The 17,122-nt window shown below is 66.2% G+C and carries 11 protein-coding genes; 4 read left to right on the top strand and 7 right to left on the bottom strand.

Going from position 1 to position 17,122, the window contains the following annotated elements:
* Positions 1-9 precede the first annotated feature (9 nt).
* The 4 genes from CIW53_RS07905 (at position 10) to CIW53_RS07890 (ending at position 4,708) form a co-directional block, all read left to right on the top strand.
* Positions 10-456 (top strand): response regulator, encoded by a 447-nt coding sequence (locus CIW53_RS07905; protein ID WP_149364119.1) that lies wholly within the window; start codon positions 10-12, stop codon positions 454-456.
* Positions 457-548: 92 nt separating this feature from the next.
* Entirely contained in the window at positions 549-2,111 is a 1,563-nt protein-coding gene (locus CIW53_RS07900) for a response regulator (protein WP_172969611.1), read from the top strand.
* Between the two features lie 24 nt (positions 2,112-2,135).
* The gene (locus CIW53_RS07895; protein WP_149364118.1) at positions 2,136-3,467 is read left to right on the top strand and encodes an FtsX-like permease family protein; all 1,332 of its coding nucleotides are present in this window, start codon (positions 2,136-2,138) and stop codon (positions 3,465-3,467) included.
* Positions 3,464-4,708 carry an FtsX-like permease family protein gene (locus CIW53_RS07890; RefSeq protein ID WP_149364117.1) on the top strand — a complete coding sequence of 415 codons (1,245 nt, stop codon included), beginning with the start codon at positions 3,464-3,466 and terminating at the stop codon, positions 4,706-4,708. The genes CIW53_RS07895 and CIW53_RS07890 overlap by 4 nt, the downstream gene beginning before the upstream one ends.
* Before the next feature lie 186 nt (positions 4,709-4,894).
* Here the strand turns inward: CIW53_RS07890 and CIW53_RS07885 are convergent, their stop codons facing one another.
* The 7 genes from CIW53_RS07885 to CIW53_RS07855 form a co-directional block, all read right to left on the bottom strand.
* Entirely contained in the window at positions 4,895-6,283 is a 1,389-nt protein-coding gene (locus CIW53_RS07885) for a sigma-54 dependent transcriptional regulator (RefSeq protein ID WP_149364116.1), read from the bottom strand.
* A gap of 74 nt (positions 6,284-6,357) precedes the next feature.
* Positions 6,358-7,449 carry an alpha/beta hydrolase fold domain-containing protein gene (locus CIW53_RS07880; protein ID WP_242451816.1) on the bottom strand — a complete coding sequence of 364 codons (1,092 nt, stop codon included), beginning with the start codon at positions 7,447-7,449 and terminating at the stop codon, positions 6,358-6,360.
* A gap of 191 nt (positions 7,450-7,640) precedes the next feature.
* The gene (locus tag CIW53_RS07875) at positions 7,641-9,362 is read right to left on the bottom strand and encodes an alpha,alpha-trehalase (protein WP_242451815.1); all 1,722 of its coding nucleotides are present in this window, start codon (positions 9,360-9,362) and stop codon (positions 7,641-7,643) included.
* Between the two features lie 16 nt (positions 9,363-9,378).
* Complete coding sequence (locus tag CIW53_RS07870) at positions 9,379-11,643, bottom strand: glycoside hydrolase family 65 protein (protein ID WP_149364115.1); 2,265 nt, start codon at positions 11,641-11,643, stop codon at positions 9,379-9,381.
* Complete coding sequence (locus tag CIW53_RS07865) at positions 11,640-13,463, bottom strand: tetratricopeptide repeat protein (protein ID WP_149364114.1); 1,824 nt, start codon at positions 13,461-13,463, stop codon at positions 11,640-11,642. Before CIW53_RS07865 ends, CIW53_RS07870 begins: the two co-directional genes overlap by 4 nt.
* Positions 13,464-13,482: 19 nt before the next feature.
* Positions 13,483-15,732 (bottom strand): glycosyl hydrolase family 65 protein, encoded by a 2,250-nt coding sequence (locus CIW53_RS07860; RefSeq protein WP_242451814.1) that lies wholly within the window; start codon positions 15,730-15,732, stop codon positions 13,483-13,485.
* A gap of 103 nt (positions 15,733-15,835) precedes the next feature.
* Positions 15,836-17,086 (bottom strand): MFS transporter, encoded by a 1,251-nt coding sequence (locus CIW53_RS07855; protein WP_149364201.1) that lies wholly within the window; start codon positions 17,084-17,086, stop codon positions 15,836-15,838.
* Positions 17,087-17,122: the final 36 nt, after the last annotated feature.

The raw sequence follows: 17,122 nt of genomic DNA, 5'->3' as shown, positions 1-17,122 counted from the left end.
GATCGATAGATGAACAAGAAAGACCTGCGCACCATCCTGCTCGTGGAAGACAGCCTGGCCGACGCCGAGATGGCGATGGACGCCCTGGCGGAAGCGCATCTGGCCAACCCGGTGGTACACGTGGAAGATGGTGTGGAGTGCATGGATTACCTGTATGCACGCGGTGCCTGGGAATCGCGTGAAGCGGGTGATCCGGCGGTGATCCTGCTGGACATCAAGATGCCGCGCATGAGCGGTCTGGACGTGCTCACCAGGATGCGCGAAGACGAACGCATGCGCCGGATTCCGGTAGTGATCCTGTCGTCCTCTCGCGAGGAAAGCGACCTGGCCCGGAGTTGGGACCTGGGTGCCAACGCCTATGTGATCAAGCCGGTCGACGTAGACCAGTTTTTCGACGCGGTGCGCACCCTGGGACAGTTCTGGGCGGTACTCAATCAGGCGCCAGAACAGGACTAGCCGGACAACGGCAGAGGGGTCGCGGCTGCGTGCTGCAGTTTGCGAGAGGCGCGCAAGCGCAGAGGAGCCAGGGAATCGTCGCAGGAGCCACCATGACAAACCGACCGCATCGGACATTGCCGACCATTCGCGTGCTGCAGGTCGAGGACAGCCAGCTCGATGCCGAGCTGGTGCTGTCGGAACTCGATGCCGACGGCATCGAGTACGAGGTTCGACTGGTCGACGACGAAGCCCGCTTCATCGAGGCCCTGGCCGAGTTCAAGCCGCAGATCGTGCTGTCGGATCTGAGCATGCCCGGATTTTCCGGCCAGCATGCGCTGGAGCTGCTGCGCCAGCGCGACGAGCATATTCCCTTTATCTTCGTCTCCGCCACGCTCGGCGAAGAGGCGGCGATCGAGGCGCTGCGCAACGGCGCCACCGATTACATTCTCAAGCAGAACCCGGCCCGGCTGGCCAGCGCAGTGCGCCGCGCGCTGGGTGATGCCGAGGCGCGCCGGGCCAGCCGGCGCGCCGAGGCGGAACTGATCCGCGCGCAGCGTTTCGAGAGCCTGGCGATGCTCGCCGGTGGCCTCAGCCATGATTTGCGCAACCTGTTGCAGCCGCTGCTGCTGGCCGGCGACAGCCTGCAGGACTACCAGGACGATCCGCGTCTGGCACGGCTGGGCAAGTTGGTGCGCGATTGCGGCAAGCGTGGGCTGGACATGGTGCATTCGATGCTGTCCTTCGCCAGTGGGGCACGTCGTGCGGAACAAGTGCAACTGGGCGGGTTGTTCAGCGCGTTCGACCTGCTGATGCAGGGCAGCGTGCCGCGCACGGTGGCGATGGAGCTGGTGATCGACGATCCGGACTTGTCGTTCGAAGGCAACCACACCGAACTGCAGCAGTGCCTGCTCAACCTTTGCCTCAACGCGATCCAGGCGATGCCCGATGGCGGCAATCTGCGCATCGAGACCTCCCAAGCCAAGCTCTGCGAGGACTTCTTCCTGCCCGAAGAGCAGCCGCGGCTTGGCCGCTATCTGTGCATCAGCGTGATCGACAGCGGCCCGGGGATGCCCCCGGCGGTGCTCGAACACCTGTTCGAGCCGTTTTTCACTACCAAGGAAGCCGGCACCGGGCTTGGCCTGCTGTCATGCAAACGGATCGTCGGCAGCCATGGCGGCGTGATGCGGGTGGACAGCGAGCCTGGTCGCGGCACCCGCTTCGACCTGTATATCCCGCTGGAGGAACTGGCTCTCGAACATGACCAGGCGGACGACCAGGGCAATCTGGAAGGCGCCGCCGAGCGTGTACTGGTGGTGGTGGAGGAGGCCGGCCAACTGTCCCTGCTCGCCGACACGCTGGATGCTTACGGCTACCAGGCCCACGCCAGCCAGAGCGGTACCGCCGCACTGCAATGGATCGAGGCCGGCGGCCTGCCCGACCTGGTGGTGCTCGATGCGGACATGAACCTGTTCACCGGCGTGCGCACGCTGGCAGCGCTGGTCGATCAGGGCTACAGCGCCGGCGTGATCCTGCTGGCTCGCCCCGGCGCCACACCCGATCTGCACGAATTGCCGCCGCTGGAACATCTGTACGTGGTCGACAAGCCGGTCACCACCCATGTGCTGCTGCGCACGCTGCGCAAAGCGCTCGGGGCTGTTGGTGGCGGCGGGTAGATCGGTCACCACCGACCTCAAGGCATGTACGGTTACTACCTCGACCTGGCCCTGCGCAGTTGCCGGCGCAGCAAGGCGCTGACGGCGCTCGTGGTGCTGCTGATGGGCTGTGGCGTCGCCACTTGCATGGTTTCCTGGGCGGTATTTCGCGCAACCTCCGCGGATCCGATCCCGTGGAAATCGGACCGGCTGTTCGTGCCGCAGATCGACAATTTCGGTCCGGCGCACCACTGGAAGGGCGAGCCGCCGATCCTGCTCAGCTACACGGATGCCGAGGCGCTCCTGCACGCGCGGCAAGCGCGACGGCAGACGCTGATCTACGGGAGCAAGTGGGCCGTGCTGCCGGACGACGCGCAGCGGCAGCCGTTCTCGCAGGAAGGCGACGCGGTCAGCAGTGATTTCTTCGCGATGTTCGATGTGCCGTTCCGTTACGGCGGTGGTTGGTCGGTCAGCGATGATGATCGACGCGCGGCCGTGGCGGTGATCAGCAGCGCGCTCAATCAAAAGCTATTTGGCGGTGCCAACAGCGTGGGCCACGATATCAACCTGGACGCGCATGCCTACCGCATCGTCGGCGTGTTGGACGACTGGAACCCCAGTCCGCGCTTCTTCGATGTGAGCAGCACGCAGTTTCCTTTCAATCACCCCCGGGAACTCTATATCCCGTTCAGTCGCGCCATCGACATGAAGAAAGGCACCACCGGCAACTTCTATTGCAGCGCGGACGCCGCCAATCCCGACCTGCCGAACTGGGACAGCGTGTTGCACAGCGAATGCGCGTGGATCGCAGGATGGGTGGAACTGTCCAGCCCCGCCGACGTGGAGCATTACCGCGAATACCTGCGCAACTATGCGGCCGAGCAGCAACGCCTCGGTCGTTTTGCGTGGGCGCCCAACATACGCTTGTCCAATGTCAGGCAGTGGCTGAGCCTGCCCCTCAACCATGTAGTGCCGAAGGCATCGGCGCTGTCGATGATCGTCGCGGTCAGCTTCCTGCTGATCTGCCTCGTCAATGTGGTGGGTCTCATGCTTGCGCGTTTCATGTGGCGTGCGCCGGAGATTGGCGTGCGTCGGGCGCTGGGCGCGTCGCGTGGTGCAATCTATCGCCAGTTTCTCACCGAGGCGGCCGCGATCGGTTTAGCTGGGGGCGTGCTGGGACTGCTGCTGACGGCGCTGGGCATGGGGGGCATCGATCGGATGTTTGAGCCAGCGATTGCCCGGCTGGCGCGGCTGGATGCGTCGTTGGTGTTACTGACCGTGCTTGTCGCGGTTGCTACCACATTGATTGCCGCGCTCTATCCCACCTGGCGCGCCGCCCAAGTGCAGCCGGCCTGGCAGCTGAAATCGAACGGATGAACACGACGATGCAGATGCGCCCGATCCTCGCTGCGCTGAGACGGCACAAGATGGCCACGCTGCTCATCGTGCTGCAGATCGCGCTGACCCTGGCGGTGGTCAGCAATGCGTTGTTCATCGTCAAGACGCGGATCGTGCATCTGTCGCGTCCGACCGGCACGGACGAGGCGCACCTGTTCCTGATCAGGAACGAGTGGATCGGACAACCGGATACACCGCATATCGATGCGCAGATGCGCGCCGACCTGACGACGTTACGCAACCTTTCGGGAGTGCGCGACGCGTTTGCCAGTCAGGCCTACCCATTCGGTGGCTGGGGTGGATTGGCCCTTATCAAGCGTCAGCTCGAGCAGACGGCGAAGCCGCAACTGGCCATTTCCTACTTTGCCGATCAGCACGCACTCGATACGTTCGGCATTTCACTGGTGGCGGGTCGCAACTTCCGAGCCGACGAGATCGTCAGCCTCGGCCTGTACGACACGTCGAGGCCGTCGGTAATCATCATCACGCGCGATTTGGCCCACAAGCTTTTTCCGGACGGCACGGCCGTGGGCAGGCACGTTTATCTGACTGACGACGGCCCGAGCACGATCGTCGGCGTCGTCGATCGGCTGGAGGGCGCCTACGTTGGCAGCACCACGCGTTCGATCGACGAAGACACGATCCTGGTGCCTGCGCGCTACGCGAGCCCCGATGGTGTGGTCTATCTGGTGCGGGCGCAACCGGGCCAGTTGGCTGCGTTACTGCGTGCGGCGCCGGCCGCACTGGTCGCGCAAAATCGCATGCGATTGATCAGCCCGGAGGACGGAGTGATCACGCTGGCGCAGGCGCGCGCACGGGGTTACGCCACCGATCGCGGCGTAGCGATCATGATGGCGGCGGTCTGCGTGTTGCTGCTGTTGGCGACGGCCGGCGGAATCGTTGGGTTGAGCAGCTTCTGGGTTGGCCAGCGGCGTCGATCGATTGGCGTGCGGCGCGCGCTGGGCGCGACGCGTGGCGACATCCTGTGTTATTTCCAGACCGAGAACGCGTTGATTGTCGGCATTGGTGTGGTATTGGGCGTGCTACTCAGTGTAGCCGCGAACCTGTCATTGATGACGCGCTACGAATTACCGCGGATGCCGCTGTGGGTGCTTGCCGTCGGAGCGGTGTTGCTGTGGCTGCTTGGTCAGCTGGCCGTGCTCGGTCCGGCGCGACGCGCCGCCGCCGTGCCGCCGGTGGAGGCAACGCGCTCGGGGTGAGCGGTTGATGTGACCGGTGAGAAGTGCCGTTCGTGCTGAGCGCAGCTTGCGTAAGCAAGCGGAATCGAAGCGCCAACCACCGATTCCCTTCGACTTCGGTGCTGCGCGTCTACGCTCAGAGCTTGCCCCGGACTTGATCCGGGGGTGAACGGCTCGAAAAACAGTCGAGGTTCGACACTCGCCAGCTCAGTCGATGCCGAGCTTCTTCAGCTTGTAGCGCAGCGCGCGGAAGGTGATGCCGAGTTTGCGGGCCGCGGCGGTCTTGTTGTAGCGCGATTCCTCCAGCGCCTTGACGATGGCGGTGCGCTCGAGGTTGCTGATGTAGTCGTCGAGGCCGCCATCGACGCCGGTTGCCGCCGGCATGGCCGGCTCATGGCCCGGCAGTGGCGGCATGTCCTGGCTGGGGCGGTTGCCGCGCTGGGGCAGCATCAGATCGGTCGCGTCGATGCTGGTGCCGTCACACATGGCCATCGCACGCTCGAGGATGTTTTCCAGTTCACGCACGTTGCCGGGGAAGTCGTAGGCTTCCAGCGCCTGCAGGGCTGTTGCCGAAAGATGTCCCACGCCGTCGCCGCTCTTGCCGGCCAGGGCCTGCAGGATGAACGCGGCCAGTTGCGCCACGTCGCCGCGGCGTTCGCGCAGCGGTGGCACGCGCAGTTCGATCACGTTGATGCGGTAGAACAGGTCCTGGCGGAACTGCCCCTGCTCGACCAGTTGGCCGAGGTTCTTGTGGGTGGCGGACAGGATGCGCACGTCGACCGGGATCTCGTCGCGACCGCCGATCGGTCGCACGGCCTTTTCCTGGATCGCGCGCAGCAGCTTCACCTGCATGTGCAGCGGCAACTCGGCCACTTCGTCGAGAAACAGGGTGCCGCCCTGGGCGACCTGGAACAGGCCTTCCTTGTCGGCGCCGGCGCCGGTGAAGCTGCCTTTGCGGTGACCGAAGAACTCGCTTTCCATCAGCTCGGACGGAATCGCGCCGCAGTTGACCGGCACGAACGGTCCGCTGGCGCGCGGGCCCTGCTCGTGGATCAATCGCGCGACCAGCTCCTTGCCCACGCCCGATTCGCCGGCGATGTACACCGGCGCCTGGTTGCGCGCCAGCTTGCCGATGGTGGCGCGCACTTGCTGCATCGCTGCCGAGTCGCCGATCAGGCGTTCGCTGGAGTCGCCGCTTTTCGCCGCGGCGCCGCCATTGCGTCGCTCTTCGGCCAGGCGCAGGGCGGTACGTACCAGTCCGCGCAGCATCTGGATGTCGACCGGTTTGGAGACGAAGTCGAACGCACCGGCCTTCAGCGCGTTCACCGCGGCGTCGACGTTGCCGTAGGCGGTGATCATCGCGACCGGCGTATCCGGCGAGTTCTCGGCGATCAGCTCGATGATTTCCTGGCCGTTGCCGTCGGGCAGGCGCATGTCGGTGAAGCACAGGTCGTAACTGCGTTCGCCCAACGCCCGGCGCGCTTCGGCCACGGTACCCACGGCATCGACTTGGAGGTCCATCCGCCCCAGGGTGATGGTTAGCAGTTCGCGGATGTCGCGTTCGTCGTCAATGACCAGGACGGTCTGTGGGTTCATGGTTCGGCGCGTGGCTATCGATACGACAGAGAATACCCGGCCCCGCGTTGCGGGGCAAAGACCGCCAGCACTTGCTAGCGCGCCAGGTGGCGGTCGAAGAAGCCCACCATCACCGCATAGGCCTCGCGGGATTCGGGCATGTCCGGGTCGGAGAAGAACGAATGCCACATGCCGTCCCAGACGTGAAGCTCGGCGTCCACCCCGGCAGTGGTCAGCAGGGACTGGCTGTGCAGCACCGAACTCATGGTGAAGTCGCGCGTGCCGGTGATCAGCAGGGTCGGCGGGAATTTCGCCAGCAGCGCCGGTGAGTTGGCCGGGAACACCAGCGGATCGCGGGCGCTGGCGCCCTTGAAGTACGGCAGGTCGGCCAGCTTGAGCGGACCGGTTGGCGACGGCTCGCCGTTGAGTATGGGCGCGGTGTAGCTGGAGTCGCCGCCCAGTTGGCTGATCGAGCCGCAGAAGGTGCCGATCGCGCCAGGCACCGGCAGTTTTTTCGAGATGATCCGCGCCACCGCCTCGCCGGTAAGCACGCCGCCGGCGGAACAGCCGTAGATGCCGATGTTCTTCGCCGGGTACTGCTTGAGCAGGGCACGGTAGACCGCCTCGACGTCCTCGCTGGCGGCCGGAAACACGTGTTCCGGTCCCTGCCGGTAGTCCACGCTGACGACCTTGATGCGGCCGAGGCTGGCGATCGGTATCGATTCGACCAGGGCGCCGCTGTGCGCGCCCCACAGGAAGGCGCCGCCGTGCAGGTTGATCAGCACGCGGTGGCGGTTTTTTGCGGCGATGCCCTGCGCCGGCAACACCACGTCGGTGCCGACGCCGGCGATCGTTTCGCGATGGATGGTCACCGGGTAGAGCTTTTCCATGCGCGCGGCGCGTGCGCTGTTGAGGCGGTCGTAGAAGTCGCGGCTTTGCGCGACCGGCGCGCTCAGCGGTGGTGCCTTGCTCCCCGCGGCGATCATCCGCGGGAAGAAGGCGCGCGCCTGCGGCGAGGCATACGACGAGAACGGGATGGTCGCCACGGAGGTGGTCACGCTGCCGTCCGCCTTCACGTTGGGTGGTGCGTGCTGCGCAAATGCGCTGGTGGAAAGCACGGCCATGCCGAGCAGCACGATGGGGAAGCGGAGCATTCCGGCGGGCAGGGCGTGCCGTGCTGCGTGCATGGTTTTCTCCTCAGCGGGCGGCTCGATCAAGGCGCCGCGGGAGTGGCCCTGTAGGAGCGACTTCAGTCGCGATGCTTTCGAGTTCTGCAGGCGCTCTGGTGGCTTGCGCAAAAGCATCGCGACTGAAGTCGCTCCTACAGGGCGCGGGGCCATCGCGACGCGTGACGCGTGAGTGCGAAATCAACCAGGTTTCACCTTGCCTCCGCGGCGGCAGGCGCGACCTTGGTTTTCGCGTGGTGCAGGATTTCCTGCAGCTTCAGGTACACGCCATTGGTCCAGCCGAAGCCGATCACGTTCTGGCTGTAGCCGGCGCTGACCTTCACGTCTGCATTGCCGAGCGCCATGTTGTATTTCTCGCGGATGGTACCGTCGTCGGCGAAGCCGCGGTCGACCGTGGCGGTGAACTTGCCGGCGATGCGCCGCGCGTCGTCGTGGAAGCCGTAGGCATCCAGTCCGGACACGGCCAGCCAGTTGGTCGGTGCCCAGCCGAACGGGTCGCCCCATTGCACGCCGGCGGGACGGTTGTCCATGCTCAGGCCGCCCTTGCGCTCGAAGACGGCCAGCTTGCCGCGCACCGCGGCGGCCTGCTGCGCGGAGGCGGCGCCGGCCCACAGCGGATAGAACGTGGTGATGTACGGCCAGGGCGAGGACTTGCCGGCGACGAAGTCGTAGTCGCGGTACATGCCGTCCTGCGCACGCCACAGGTATTTGTCCATCGCCGCCTTGCGGGCATCGGCCGCCTTGGCCCAGCGTTCGGCTTCGCCGGCCTTGCCCAGTTGCAGGGCGAAGTCGTGCAGGTCGCGTTCGTAGCGGTAGAGCAGGCTGTTCAGGCCTACGCCGGCGTAGTGGTGGGTCGAACCGCCGAAAGGCCCGAAATGCGCGTTGGTGTCGAAGCCCGATTCACGCATGGCGCGGTCGCCGTGGTAGTAGTCGGCGGTGAGGCGGTAGCCGTCGTACCACGCACCGGCGCAGACCTTCGATGCGCGCACGTCGCAGCTTTCCTGCTTCAGGCGTGCGGCTTCGGCATCGTCCGGGTGTTGCGTTGCCTTGAGGAGATAACCGGGATCGTCGGCAGGATGCGCGCGCAGCCACTTGATGACGCCGCGGTAGTAATCGCTGTCATGCGCCTCCAGCACGGGGCCGCTGCCCAGGTCGTCGTAGCGCGCCAGTCCGGTGTCGCCGGCGCGGTGCTCGGGCATGGTCCAGATGTCGTGGTTGCGCACGGCCAGTGGATACGCGCGAGCCAGCCAGGCGCGCCTCGCCTCGGCGTCGGCAAAGCTCGCCGGATCGTCGAGCACAGAGACCATCATGGCGCTGAGAAATGGTGGCTGCGAGCGGCTGAGGTAATAGGTGCGGTTGGCGTTGAGCACGCCGCCGTAGTGCTCCACCTCGAACAGCGCGTTGTCGACCATGTCCTTCGCCAGCTCGGTGCGCTGGTCGGCAACCAGGCCGAGCACGATGAAGTAGCTGTCCCAGCCGTACATCTCGTTGAAGAAGCCACCGGGCACGACGTACGGGTGCGGCAGGTAAAGCAGGCCCTGCGCCGGCAACTTCCTGGCGTCGATGTCGCCAAGCCGCTCGATCGCGCGTGGCAGTTTCTCCACGTCGACGCCGCAGCGCTTGCCGATGTCGGCCAGCCGCGTCGGCACCGGCAGGTTCGCCGGGAAATAGAGCACCGGATGGCCGGCCACCTTGGTGTCGGCCAGCGCGGCGCAGTCGTCCATCGAGCGCGTCAGGGTGTTCCACGCCTTGTCGATATACGCGCGCGTCTTCGCCGGATTCGGCGTGGCCGCCATGGTCGTCGCTGCGGTTGCGGAAAACAGCAGAAAGCCGGCCAGCGTCTTCATCAAGCGCGGATGCCGCGGGGCGGTGGCGGGGGCTTTTTTGCGAGCGGGGCTGGATGTGTCGATCATGTCTGCTACTCCCGGTTCATGGGGTGGTGCGCAAGGTGCGGGTCAAGCCAACCTTGCCGTTGGCATCGCGGGTGATCGCGACGTCGTAGAACTTGCCGCGGAACGCGATGTGTCTGAGCGTCAGCGATTTCCATTGCGGCGGCAGCATCGGCGGATACGCCTCGACCAGTCCGTCCTGTTCGATGCGCAATCCGGAAAAACCGTAGACGATGTTCTGCAACAGCCCGGCCGCGGCGGTGAGGAAGTAGCCGGTGTTGTTGCCCGCGGTCTCGGTGCGTACGTTGAACGGCGGCTTCAGCACGTTCGCCGTGATGTTGCGCTGGAACCATTCGCTGGCCGCGGTGGTGTCGCCGAGCGTGGCGGCGGCGATCGAGGTTGGCGCCAGCCCCATGCTGTTCGGGTCGCGGTGCGACTGCGTGATCGGCGCCAGCGCGTAATCGAAATCGCGCCGGCGCACGGCGGCATCCATCGGCAGGTCGAGCGAGGGATACGCCAGCATCGGCAGGGCACTGCCGCCCCAGGAGTCGATGTCGTGCGGCACGCTGGCGTCGAAGTCCAAGTGATGGCCTTGCTGCGCGGAAAACGGCACGAGCATGCGCGCGGCGATGTCCGCCCAGCGTGAATCGGGTATAGCGCCCACTACCTTCGCCGCTGCCGTGGCGATGCGCAGCGCCTTGGCCGCGGAAACGTTGGTGAAGGTGTCGTTCGGCACGTCGTTGTAATCCTCGTCGACCGAGGTGACGTGCAGGATTTCGTAGCGCTGTTGCTGTGCGTTGTACGTCACCCGGCTGGCCCAGAACTGCGCGACCGCGCGGATCACTGGCCAGCCATGCTGCTCCAGCCATGCCTTGTCGCCGCTGGCCAGGTAGTACTGCCATTGCGCGATCGCGATGTCGGCGTTGACGTGGATCTCGCGTTCGCCCAGCACGTAGGCGAAGTGCGGGGTCTGTTCGCTGCCGTTCTGCGGATCGGCCTCCCACGGATACATCGCGCCGCGCAGGCCGCGTTCGCGCGCGCGTTGTTCGGCAGCCGGCAGGGTGCGGCTGCGGAACATCACCAGCGACTTCGCGCGTTGAGGATGCAGCAGCAACAGCGCCGGGAATACCCACGAGTCGCTGTCCCAGAACGCGTGCCCGGCGTAGCCGGTGGTCAGGCCGCAGGCACCGATCGGCCATGCCGTGTCGTGGGTCGAGTTGGAGAGGAGGTAGTACAGGTCCGAATGCACGATCCGCTGCGCCTGCGGATCGCCGTCGATGCGGATGTCGGTCTGCCACAGCTGGTGCCATGCCGCCTGGTGCGCAGCCAGCAACGCGACGAAGCCTTCGCGGCGTGCCGCCTTCGCCAGCGCGAGATCGGCATCGGCATCGCCGCCCCAGCCTGCGCGCGACGCGGCGACGTACTTGGTGAAGGTGTAGGTGGTGCCTTTGCGCACCGGCACGCGCAGGTTCAGGGCCAGGCGGTAGTCGCTGCGGTAGAAACGCGCTTCGCTGGGCTTCACCCCGTCCGGCAACCGGATCGCCGCGGCCTCGGCCATGGCCAGGCCCTGTTCGGCACGGCCGTCCAAACGAAGCGTGAGGTCGTGCGCATCGCCGCTGCTGTCGAGCACATGCGTATCGCCGTGATACCACAGCGCCGCGCGGTCCGGTGTGGCGGGCGCAATCGCCTGCAGCTTCAGGTTGCGCGAGGCGACCTGCTCCTGCATCTGCTCGCCGCTCAACTTGCCCAGTGCAAAGCGCGGCTGGTGCGGCGCCCAGGTATTGAGTGCGAACGAAAGCTCGACCTCGCCGTCGAAATCCGGCGTGAGCGAGAGTCGCGTGGCGGCCAGGTGCGGCGAGGCCTGGCTGACGAAGGTCGTCACTTCGACTGCCGTGGACTTGCCGTGATCGAGGTAGCGGTAGCGTGTGGTCAGGGTGGCGTCGTGGAGATTCAGCGTCTGCCGGTAATCCTGGAATACGGCGGGCGAAAGCTCGACCTGGTTCATCCAGAAATGGCCGGCGGCGGACTGGCCGGTGCTGTAGTCGATCTCGGTCCAGCCGGGGATGGCCGCGGGTCGCGCGATGTCGTCCTTCGCGTAATCCATGAAGGCGACCATGTAGGCGAGGTTGCCTTCGGTGCCGCGCGGTGCGGTGAAGGTGGACAGGTAGCCGTTGGCGAGCTGGCCCGGGAAATAGCTGGCGAAATCCTTCGCGGTGGCGGTCAGCAGGAAGCCGGGGTCGGTGACGGCGAAGGCCGGGGCGGTGGCCAGTGCCAGCCACGCCAGCATGAGCGCGGACGATTTCATGCGTGTTCCCTGCGCGTGTCGGGCAGCACGTCGAACGCGACCGTGAGGCGCGCCTGCTCACTGGTGAACGGCACGGTGCCGTGCCAGAAATACGACGGAAACAGCACCAGCATGCCCGGCTCGGGGTGGACCACATGCCGGGCAGGCAAAGCAGGCAGCGTCGCGATGCCGGGCTCGCCGAACGCCAGGCAGCCGTCGTGGTTCGACGCGGCCAGGTTGTCGGGCAGGTCGACATAGAAGGCCGAGGAAATCCAGCCGCGCGGATGCACGTGGTTGTCGTGATAGCCCCTCGTGCGCAGCCGGACCGACCAACTGCCGTTGAAGCGATAGCTGCCCTCGTTGCGGCGGCGCAGAGGATCGCTGCCGTGACCGATGTGCGCGAGGTAGCTGCGGATCGGCGTGTCGAAGGCCAGGAACAGCGCCTGGATCACCGGGTCGGCGTTGCGGGTCAGGTCTTCGGTCGTCTCGGTGCCATGGCGCAGCGACTGGAACAGCAGCGGGTGGCCGTGCGGGTCGTGCAGGCGCTCGAGGCTGCGTTTCAGGTCGGCCAGGAAGCTGGCCAGGTCGGGCCATGGCGCGGGTGCCTGCAACTGCTGTGGCAGCACCAGCTGGGGGTAGTCGCAAAATGCCAGATGGCGGTCATCGCCCAGCAGCTGCCAGGCGGTGGTCTGCAGGGCGATCAGGTATTGATCGTCGGGCGCGCCGGCCAGCAGGGTTTCGCACTCGTCCAGCGCGCCGCGTGCATCGCCGATGCCGAGCAGGGCGGCAGCCAGCAGACTGCGTGCGGCGCTGGACGGTGACGCGCGCAGTGCGCGTTCGGCCAGTGCTCGTGCGGTCGCTGGATCGAAGTCCAGTGCGGCCAGGCCCGCGCGCACCAGCAATGCCGGCGGGGCCTGCGCCTGCGCGGCCTGCGTCGCCAGGCATGCATAGGCGCTTTTTGCGTCGCCGGCACCTTGCAGGATCGCGGCCTTGGCGGCCCACAACGCGTCGTCCCGGGGAAAGGCCTGCAAGGCCTGATCGAGCGTGGCCGTGGTTTGCGCGCTGTCGCCGCTGCGCATCCATACCAGCCGGGCGAGATGGCTGTGCGCGTCGGCCAGGCGCGGCTCCAGCCGCAGGCAATCGCGCAAGGCGGCTTCGGCGCGATCGAACTCGCCGAGCGCGATCAGGCTGCGTGCGTGGGTGAAGTGGATGGCTGCGGTCCGGTGCCCGCGCGCCAGCACGTGGCTGGCGGCGCGCCTGGCCTCGGCGGGGCGACCTGCCGCGTCGAGGGCGATCGCCATCGCATGCGTTGCGGCCAGATTGTCAGGCGACGCTTCCGCGAGGCGGCGATAAAACGCTACGGCTTCGTCCTGGCGGCCCAGCGCAGCGAGGGCAGCGACATGCTGGGTCACCCATTCGGCATCGGCTTGTCCGCTGGCGCACAGTGGTGCAACCAGCGCGAGCGCTTCGGCCGGCCGCTGCTGGTCGTTGCAGTGGCGTGCAAGCACCAGGGCGGCACGCGGCAGGCGCTGTGCCGCGCGCCGCAGCATCGGTTCGGCTTCGCTGCTGCGGCCGCTGCCGAGCAGCAGTTCGCCGAGCGTGGCGAGGGTGGGCGTCCAGTTCGGGTCGAGCGCCAGCGCCTTGCGCAGGAGAGCCTCCGCACCCTCGATGTCGCCACGGGCCTGCCGGGTACCGGCGAGCAGGCGCAGCGCCTCGACACACTCGGGGTTCTCCTCGACGATCGTGGCGAGCTGTTCGTGCGCAAGGCGCAGGTCGCCGGCCTGCAGCAGCGCGTTGACGTCGCGCATGGCATCGAGCAGGGTGGGCGGAAACGTGGACATCGGCTCGGCGACCCTTCGTTCAACGCGCGGTGCGCGTCAGCTTCGCCTTTCCATCGGCTCCGCGATCGATGCGGATGTCGTAATGTCGGCCGCGGAAGCTGATGTTCTGCAGCGTCAGCGATTTCCAGCCCGGTGGCAGCACCGGCGCATAGGCCTCGGCCAGGCCGTCGTCCTCGATGCGCAGGCCGCTGAGGCCGTAGACGAAGCTCTGCACGAAACCGGCCGAGGTCGCGAGGATGTAGCCCGCGTTGTTGGCGACGGTTTCCGTGCGCACGTTGAACGGCGGCTTCAGGAAGCCGACCAGGTTGCGCTGGATCCATTCGCCGGCGGCCTTGTCGTCGCCCAGCTCGGCGGCGCCGACGGCGAGCATCACCATCATCATCTCGTTCGGATCATCGCCGTGCACCTTGAGCTCGTGCAGCTGGAACGCGAAGTCGTTGCGGCGCACCTGCGGCGACATCGGCAGGTCGAGGTTCGGGTACATCAGCCAGGCCAGCGACGAGCCCATCCAGGTGATCTTGTCGTGCGGCACCGAGGCGTCGAAGTCGAGATGGTGCTGGTTCTTCTGGTCGAACGGGATGTACATCTTCGCGGCAATCGTGGCCCATTGCGGATCGGGCGCGGCGCCGACGAGCTTCGCCGCCTTGATCGCGATCTGCAGCGACTTGCGCGCGGCGGCGTTGGTGAACGAGTCGTTCGGCACGTCGTCGTAGGCTTCGTCGGGCGAGGTGACGTGGTGGATCTCGTAGCGGTCCTGCGCCTTGTCGTAGGTGACCCGGCTGACCCAGAACTGCGCGATCTCGCGGATCACCGGCCAGCCGTGCTGCTTCAGCCAGGCGTCGTCGCCCGTGGCGAGGTAGTACTGCCACTGCGCGATCGCGATGTCGGCGTTGACGTGGATCTCGCGGAACACGCCGTAGGCGAAGTGCGGCGTGTAGTCGACGCCGGTCTCGGGATCGGCTTCCCACGGATACATCGTGCCTTTCACGCCGTACTGTTTCGCGCGATCGCGTGCCGGCTGCATCGTGCGGTCGCGGAACATCACGATCGGCTTGGCGCGTTCCGGATGCAGCAGGAGCAGGGCGGGGAATACCCACGAATCGCTGTCCCAGAACGCGTGGCCGGCGTAGCCCGGGGTCAGCGCGCAGGCACCCATCGGCCAGGCCGTGCCCACGGTGGAGTTGGACAGCAGGTAGTACAGGTCCGAATGCACGGCGCGCTGCACGTCCGGATCACCGTCGACCACGATGTCGGACTTCCACAACTCGTGCCAAGCGGCCTGGTGTTCGGCGAGCAGCGCGGCGAAGCCCTTCTGGCGCGCGGCCTTGGCCAGCGCCACATCGTCGCGGGCGTCGCCGCCCCAGTCCTGCCGCGACGCGGCGATGTACTTGGTGAAGGCGTAGGTCTTGCCCTTCTGCACTTTGGCGGTGAGGTTGAGCGACAGCTTGTACGGGCCTTTTTCCAGCTTCACGCTTTCGATCGCGAGGCCCGGTGGCAGGCCGATCGCCGCGGCTTCGGCCATCGTCAGGCCGTGTTCGGCGCGGCCATCCAGCCATAGCGTCAGTTCCTTCGTGTCGCCGTCGCTGGCCAGCACGCGGGTGTAGCCGGGGTACCACACGGCGGCGCGGTCGGGCGTCGGCACCGGCTTGTTGTCCAGCGTCTGGCCGCTGGCGATCACCGCGGCGATCATCTCGTCGCCGGTCATCGTCGCGATCGGGAAACGGGGCTCGTGCTCCGACCACAGCCGGATCGGAAAGGTCAGCTGCACGCTGCCGTCGAACTGCGGCGTGATGGAAAGCTGCGTCGCCGCCAGGTGGTTCGAGGCCTGGCTGACGAACGTGGTGACCTTGATGTCGGTCGACTTGTTCGCGTACGCGAAACGGTAGCTGGTCGACAGCGTGCCGTCGTGCATGTCCAGCGTCTGCGCATAGTCGACGAAGATCTTCTTGTCGACCCGGGTCGAATTGAGCCAGCCGCCGCCGGGGTTGTAGTCGATCTCGCTCCAGCCGGGGATCGCGGCGGGGCGCGCGATGTCGCCCGGCTTGTAATCCATGAACGCGACCATGTACGCACGGTTGCCCTCGGTGCCGCGCACCGAGGTCATCGTGGAGAAATAGCCGTTGGCCAGGTAGCTGGGGAAATACGTGCCGAAATTGTCCGCCGTGCCGGTGAGCAGGAAGCTGGGGTCGGTGGCGGCACGGGAGCCGGTGCTGGCCAGCAGCAGGCCGAGCGCGATGACGGGAAGCAGCTGGTGGCGTAGCGAAATCATCTCTGCATGGCTCCTCGGGTCAGGGCGCAGGGCGGTAGTGGGCATGCAGGTCGACCAACGCTCGCGGCGAACCTTGCGGCAAGCAACTCCTGGCGGCCGGGACTCATGGCAGCGCTTCCCCCGGCGAGACGACAACGACGGCAGCGCGGTCGGTTTCGCGCTTGAAGAAGAACAGCGTGATCAGGATCAGCGTCATCGGCAGCAGCGAGAAATAGAACGCGTGGATGCCGTCGAAGCTGGCGAACACGCGCGCCGTGATGTACGAGCCCATGGTGCCGCCCAAGGCGGAGAACACCACGATCAGGCCGGTCATCGCTGCATGCATCGGCTTGGGCAACGAACTGAGCGCGACCGAATTGATCACCGGGTAGATCGGTGCCATCAGCAGGCCGATCAGCGGGATCAGGTAAGCCGCCATCGGCGCGTTCAACCAGCTCACATGCGGTTGCGCCACGACACCGCGCGCCAGCGGCAGCACGAGCACCACCAGCACGCCCATCCCCACCACGCAAATATTGAGCAGCGTGTGCCAGCGCACGCGCTTGAGCACGATGCCGGCGCCGAGGCGGCCCAGTGCGGTCATGCCGGCGAGGATGCTGGCGAACTGGATGCTCATCGCGTTCGGCAGCTTCAGGATCTCGTTGTTGAAGGTGGGCAGCCAGGTGCCGAAACTCTGTTCGATCAGGACGTACAGGAAGGCCGAGGCGAGGAAGACATAAACCAGCGGTCGCACGAACAGCCGCAGCATTTCCATCAGCGAATCGGCGAACGAATTGTTGTGTCCGTGCGCGTGTGCCTGGCTTTCGTCGAGCCGGCTGCCGGCCAGCAGCACGATCACCAGCGCACACGCGCCGGCCAGCAGCCAGTACACGTGGATCCAGTCCGGGTTGCCCGGGTTGGCCGAATCGACGAAGGCACTGAACAACCAGTTGCCGCCGAGCACGCCGACCATGAACAGGCCTTCGATGGTGTTCGTCAGCCGCGAGTGGGCGACGCGGTTCGTGGTGAGCAGGCCGATCGACGAATACACGCAGACCTTGGCCATCGCAAAACCGAGGCCGACGCAGGCGAACAGCAGCCGCGTGGTCACGAAACTGGGGTAGAGCGGCATCAGCACGCAGGCCCCGCCGACGATGGCCAGCGCCAGCATCATCGAGCGCCGGTAGCCGAACATCGGCAGGAACGAGGCGACCAGGAACGAGGCGAACGCGATCGTCAAGTCCTTGTAGCGCTCCAGCGCGCTGGCCTCGGGCTTGTCGATGCCGAAGGTGGCGATCGACTGCAGGATCACCGTACCGACGCTGTTGAGCAGGGTTGCGAAGATCATGTAGATCAGCGCCAGCGCGATGATCATGCGGATTCGATTCACGGCCACCTCGACGAAGCACCA

Source organism: Rhodanobacter sp. T12-5 (genome assembly GCF_008329435.1).
Lineage (GTDB): Bacteria > Pseudomonadota > Gammaproteobacteria > Xanthomonadales > Rhodanobacteraceae > Rhodanobacter.
Note: the sequence above shows the minus strand (reverse complement) of the source record. Positions and strands in the feature narration are given on the sequence as shown.

Bases quoted from the DNA above. Each gene is read 5' to 3' on its own strand.
- CIW53_RS07860 (WP_242451814.1), bottom strand. From the start codon at position 15,732: ATGATTTCGCTACGCCACCAGCTGCTTCCCGTCATCGCGCTCGGCCTG.
- CIW53_RS07885 (WP_149364116.1), bottom strand. From the start codon at position 6,283: ATGAACCCACAGACCGTCCTGGTCATTGACGACGAACGCGACATCCGC.
- CIW53_RS07905 (WP_149364119.1), top strand. From the start codon at position 10: ATGAACAAGAAAGACCTGCGCACCATCCTGCTCGTGGAAGACAGCCTG.
- CIW53_RS07865 (WP_149364114.1), bottom strand. From the start codon at position 13,463: ATGTCCACGTTTCCGCCCACCCTGCTCGATGCCATGCGCGACGTCAAC.
- CIW53_RS07875 (WP_242451815.1), bottom strand. From the start codon at position 9,362: ATGATCGACACATCCAGCCCCGCTCGCAAAAAAGCCCCCGCCACCGCC.
- CIW53_RS07890 (WP_149364117.1), top strand. From the start codon at position 3,464: ATGAACACGACGATGCAGATGCGCCCGATCCTCGCTGCGCTGAGACGG.
- CIW53_RS07880 (WP_242451816.1), bottom strand. From the start codon at position 7,449: ATGCACGCAGCACGGCACGCCCTGCCCGCCGGAATGCTCCGCTTCCCC.
- CIW53_RS07870 (WP_149364115.1), bottom strand. From the start codon at position 11,643: ATGAAATCGTCCGCGCTCATGCTGGCGTGGCTGGCACTGGCCACCGCC.
- CIW53_RS07855 (WP_149364201.1), bottom strand. From the start codon at position 17,086: ATGATCATCGCGCTGGCGCTGATCTACATGATCTTCGCAACCCTGCTC.
- CIW53_RS07895 (WP_149364118.1), top strand. From the start codon at position 2,136: ATGTACGGTTACTACCTCGACCTGGCCCTGCGCAGTTGCCGGCGCAGC.
- CIW53_RS07900 (WP_172969611.1), top strand. From the start codon at position 549: ATGACAAACCGACCGCATCGGACATTGCCGACCATTCGCGTGCTGCAG.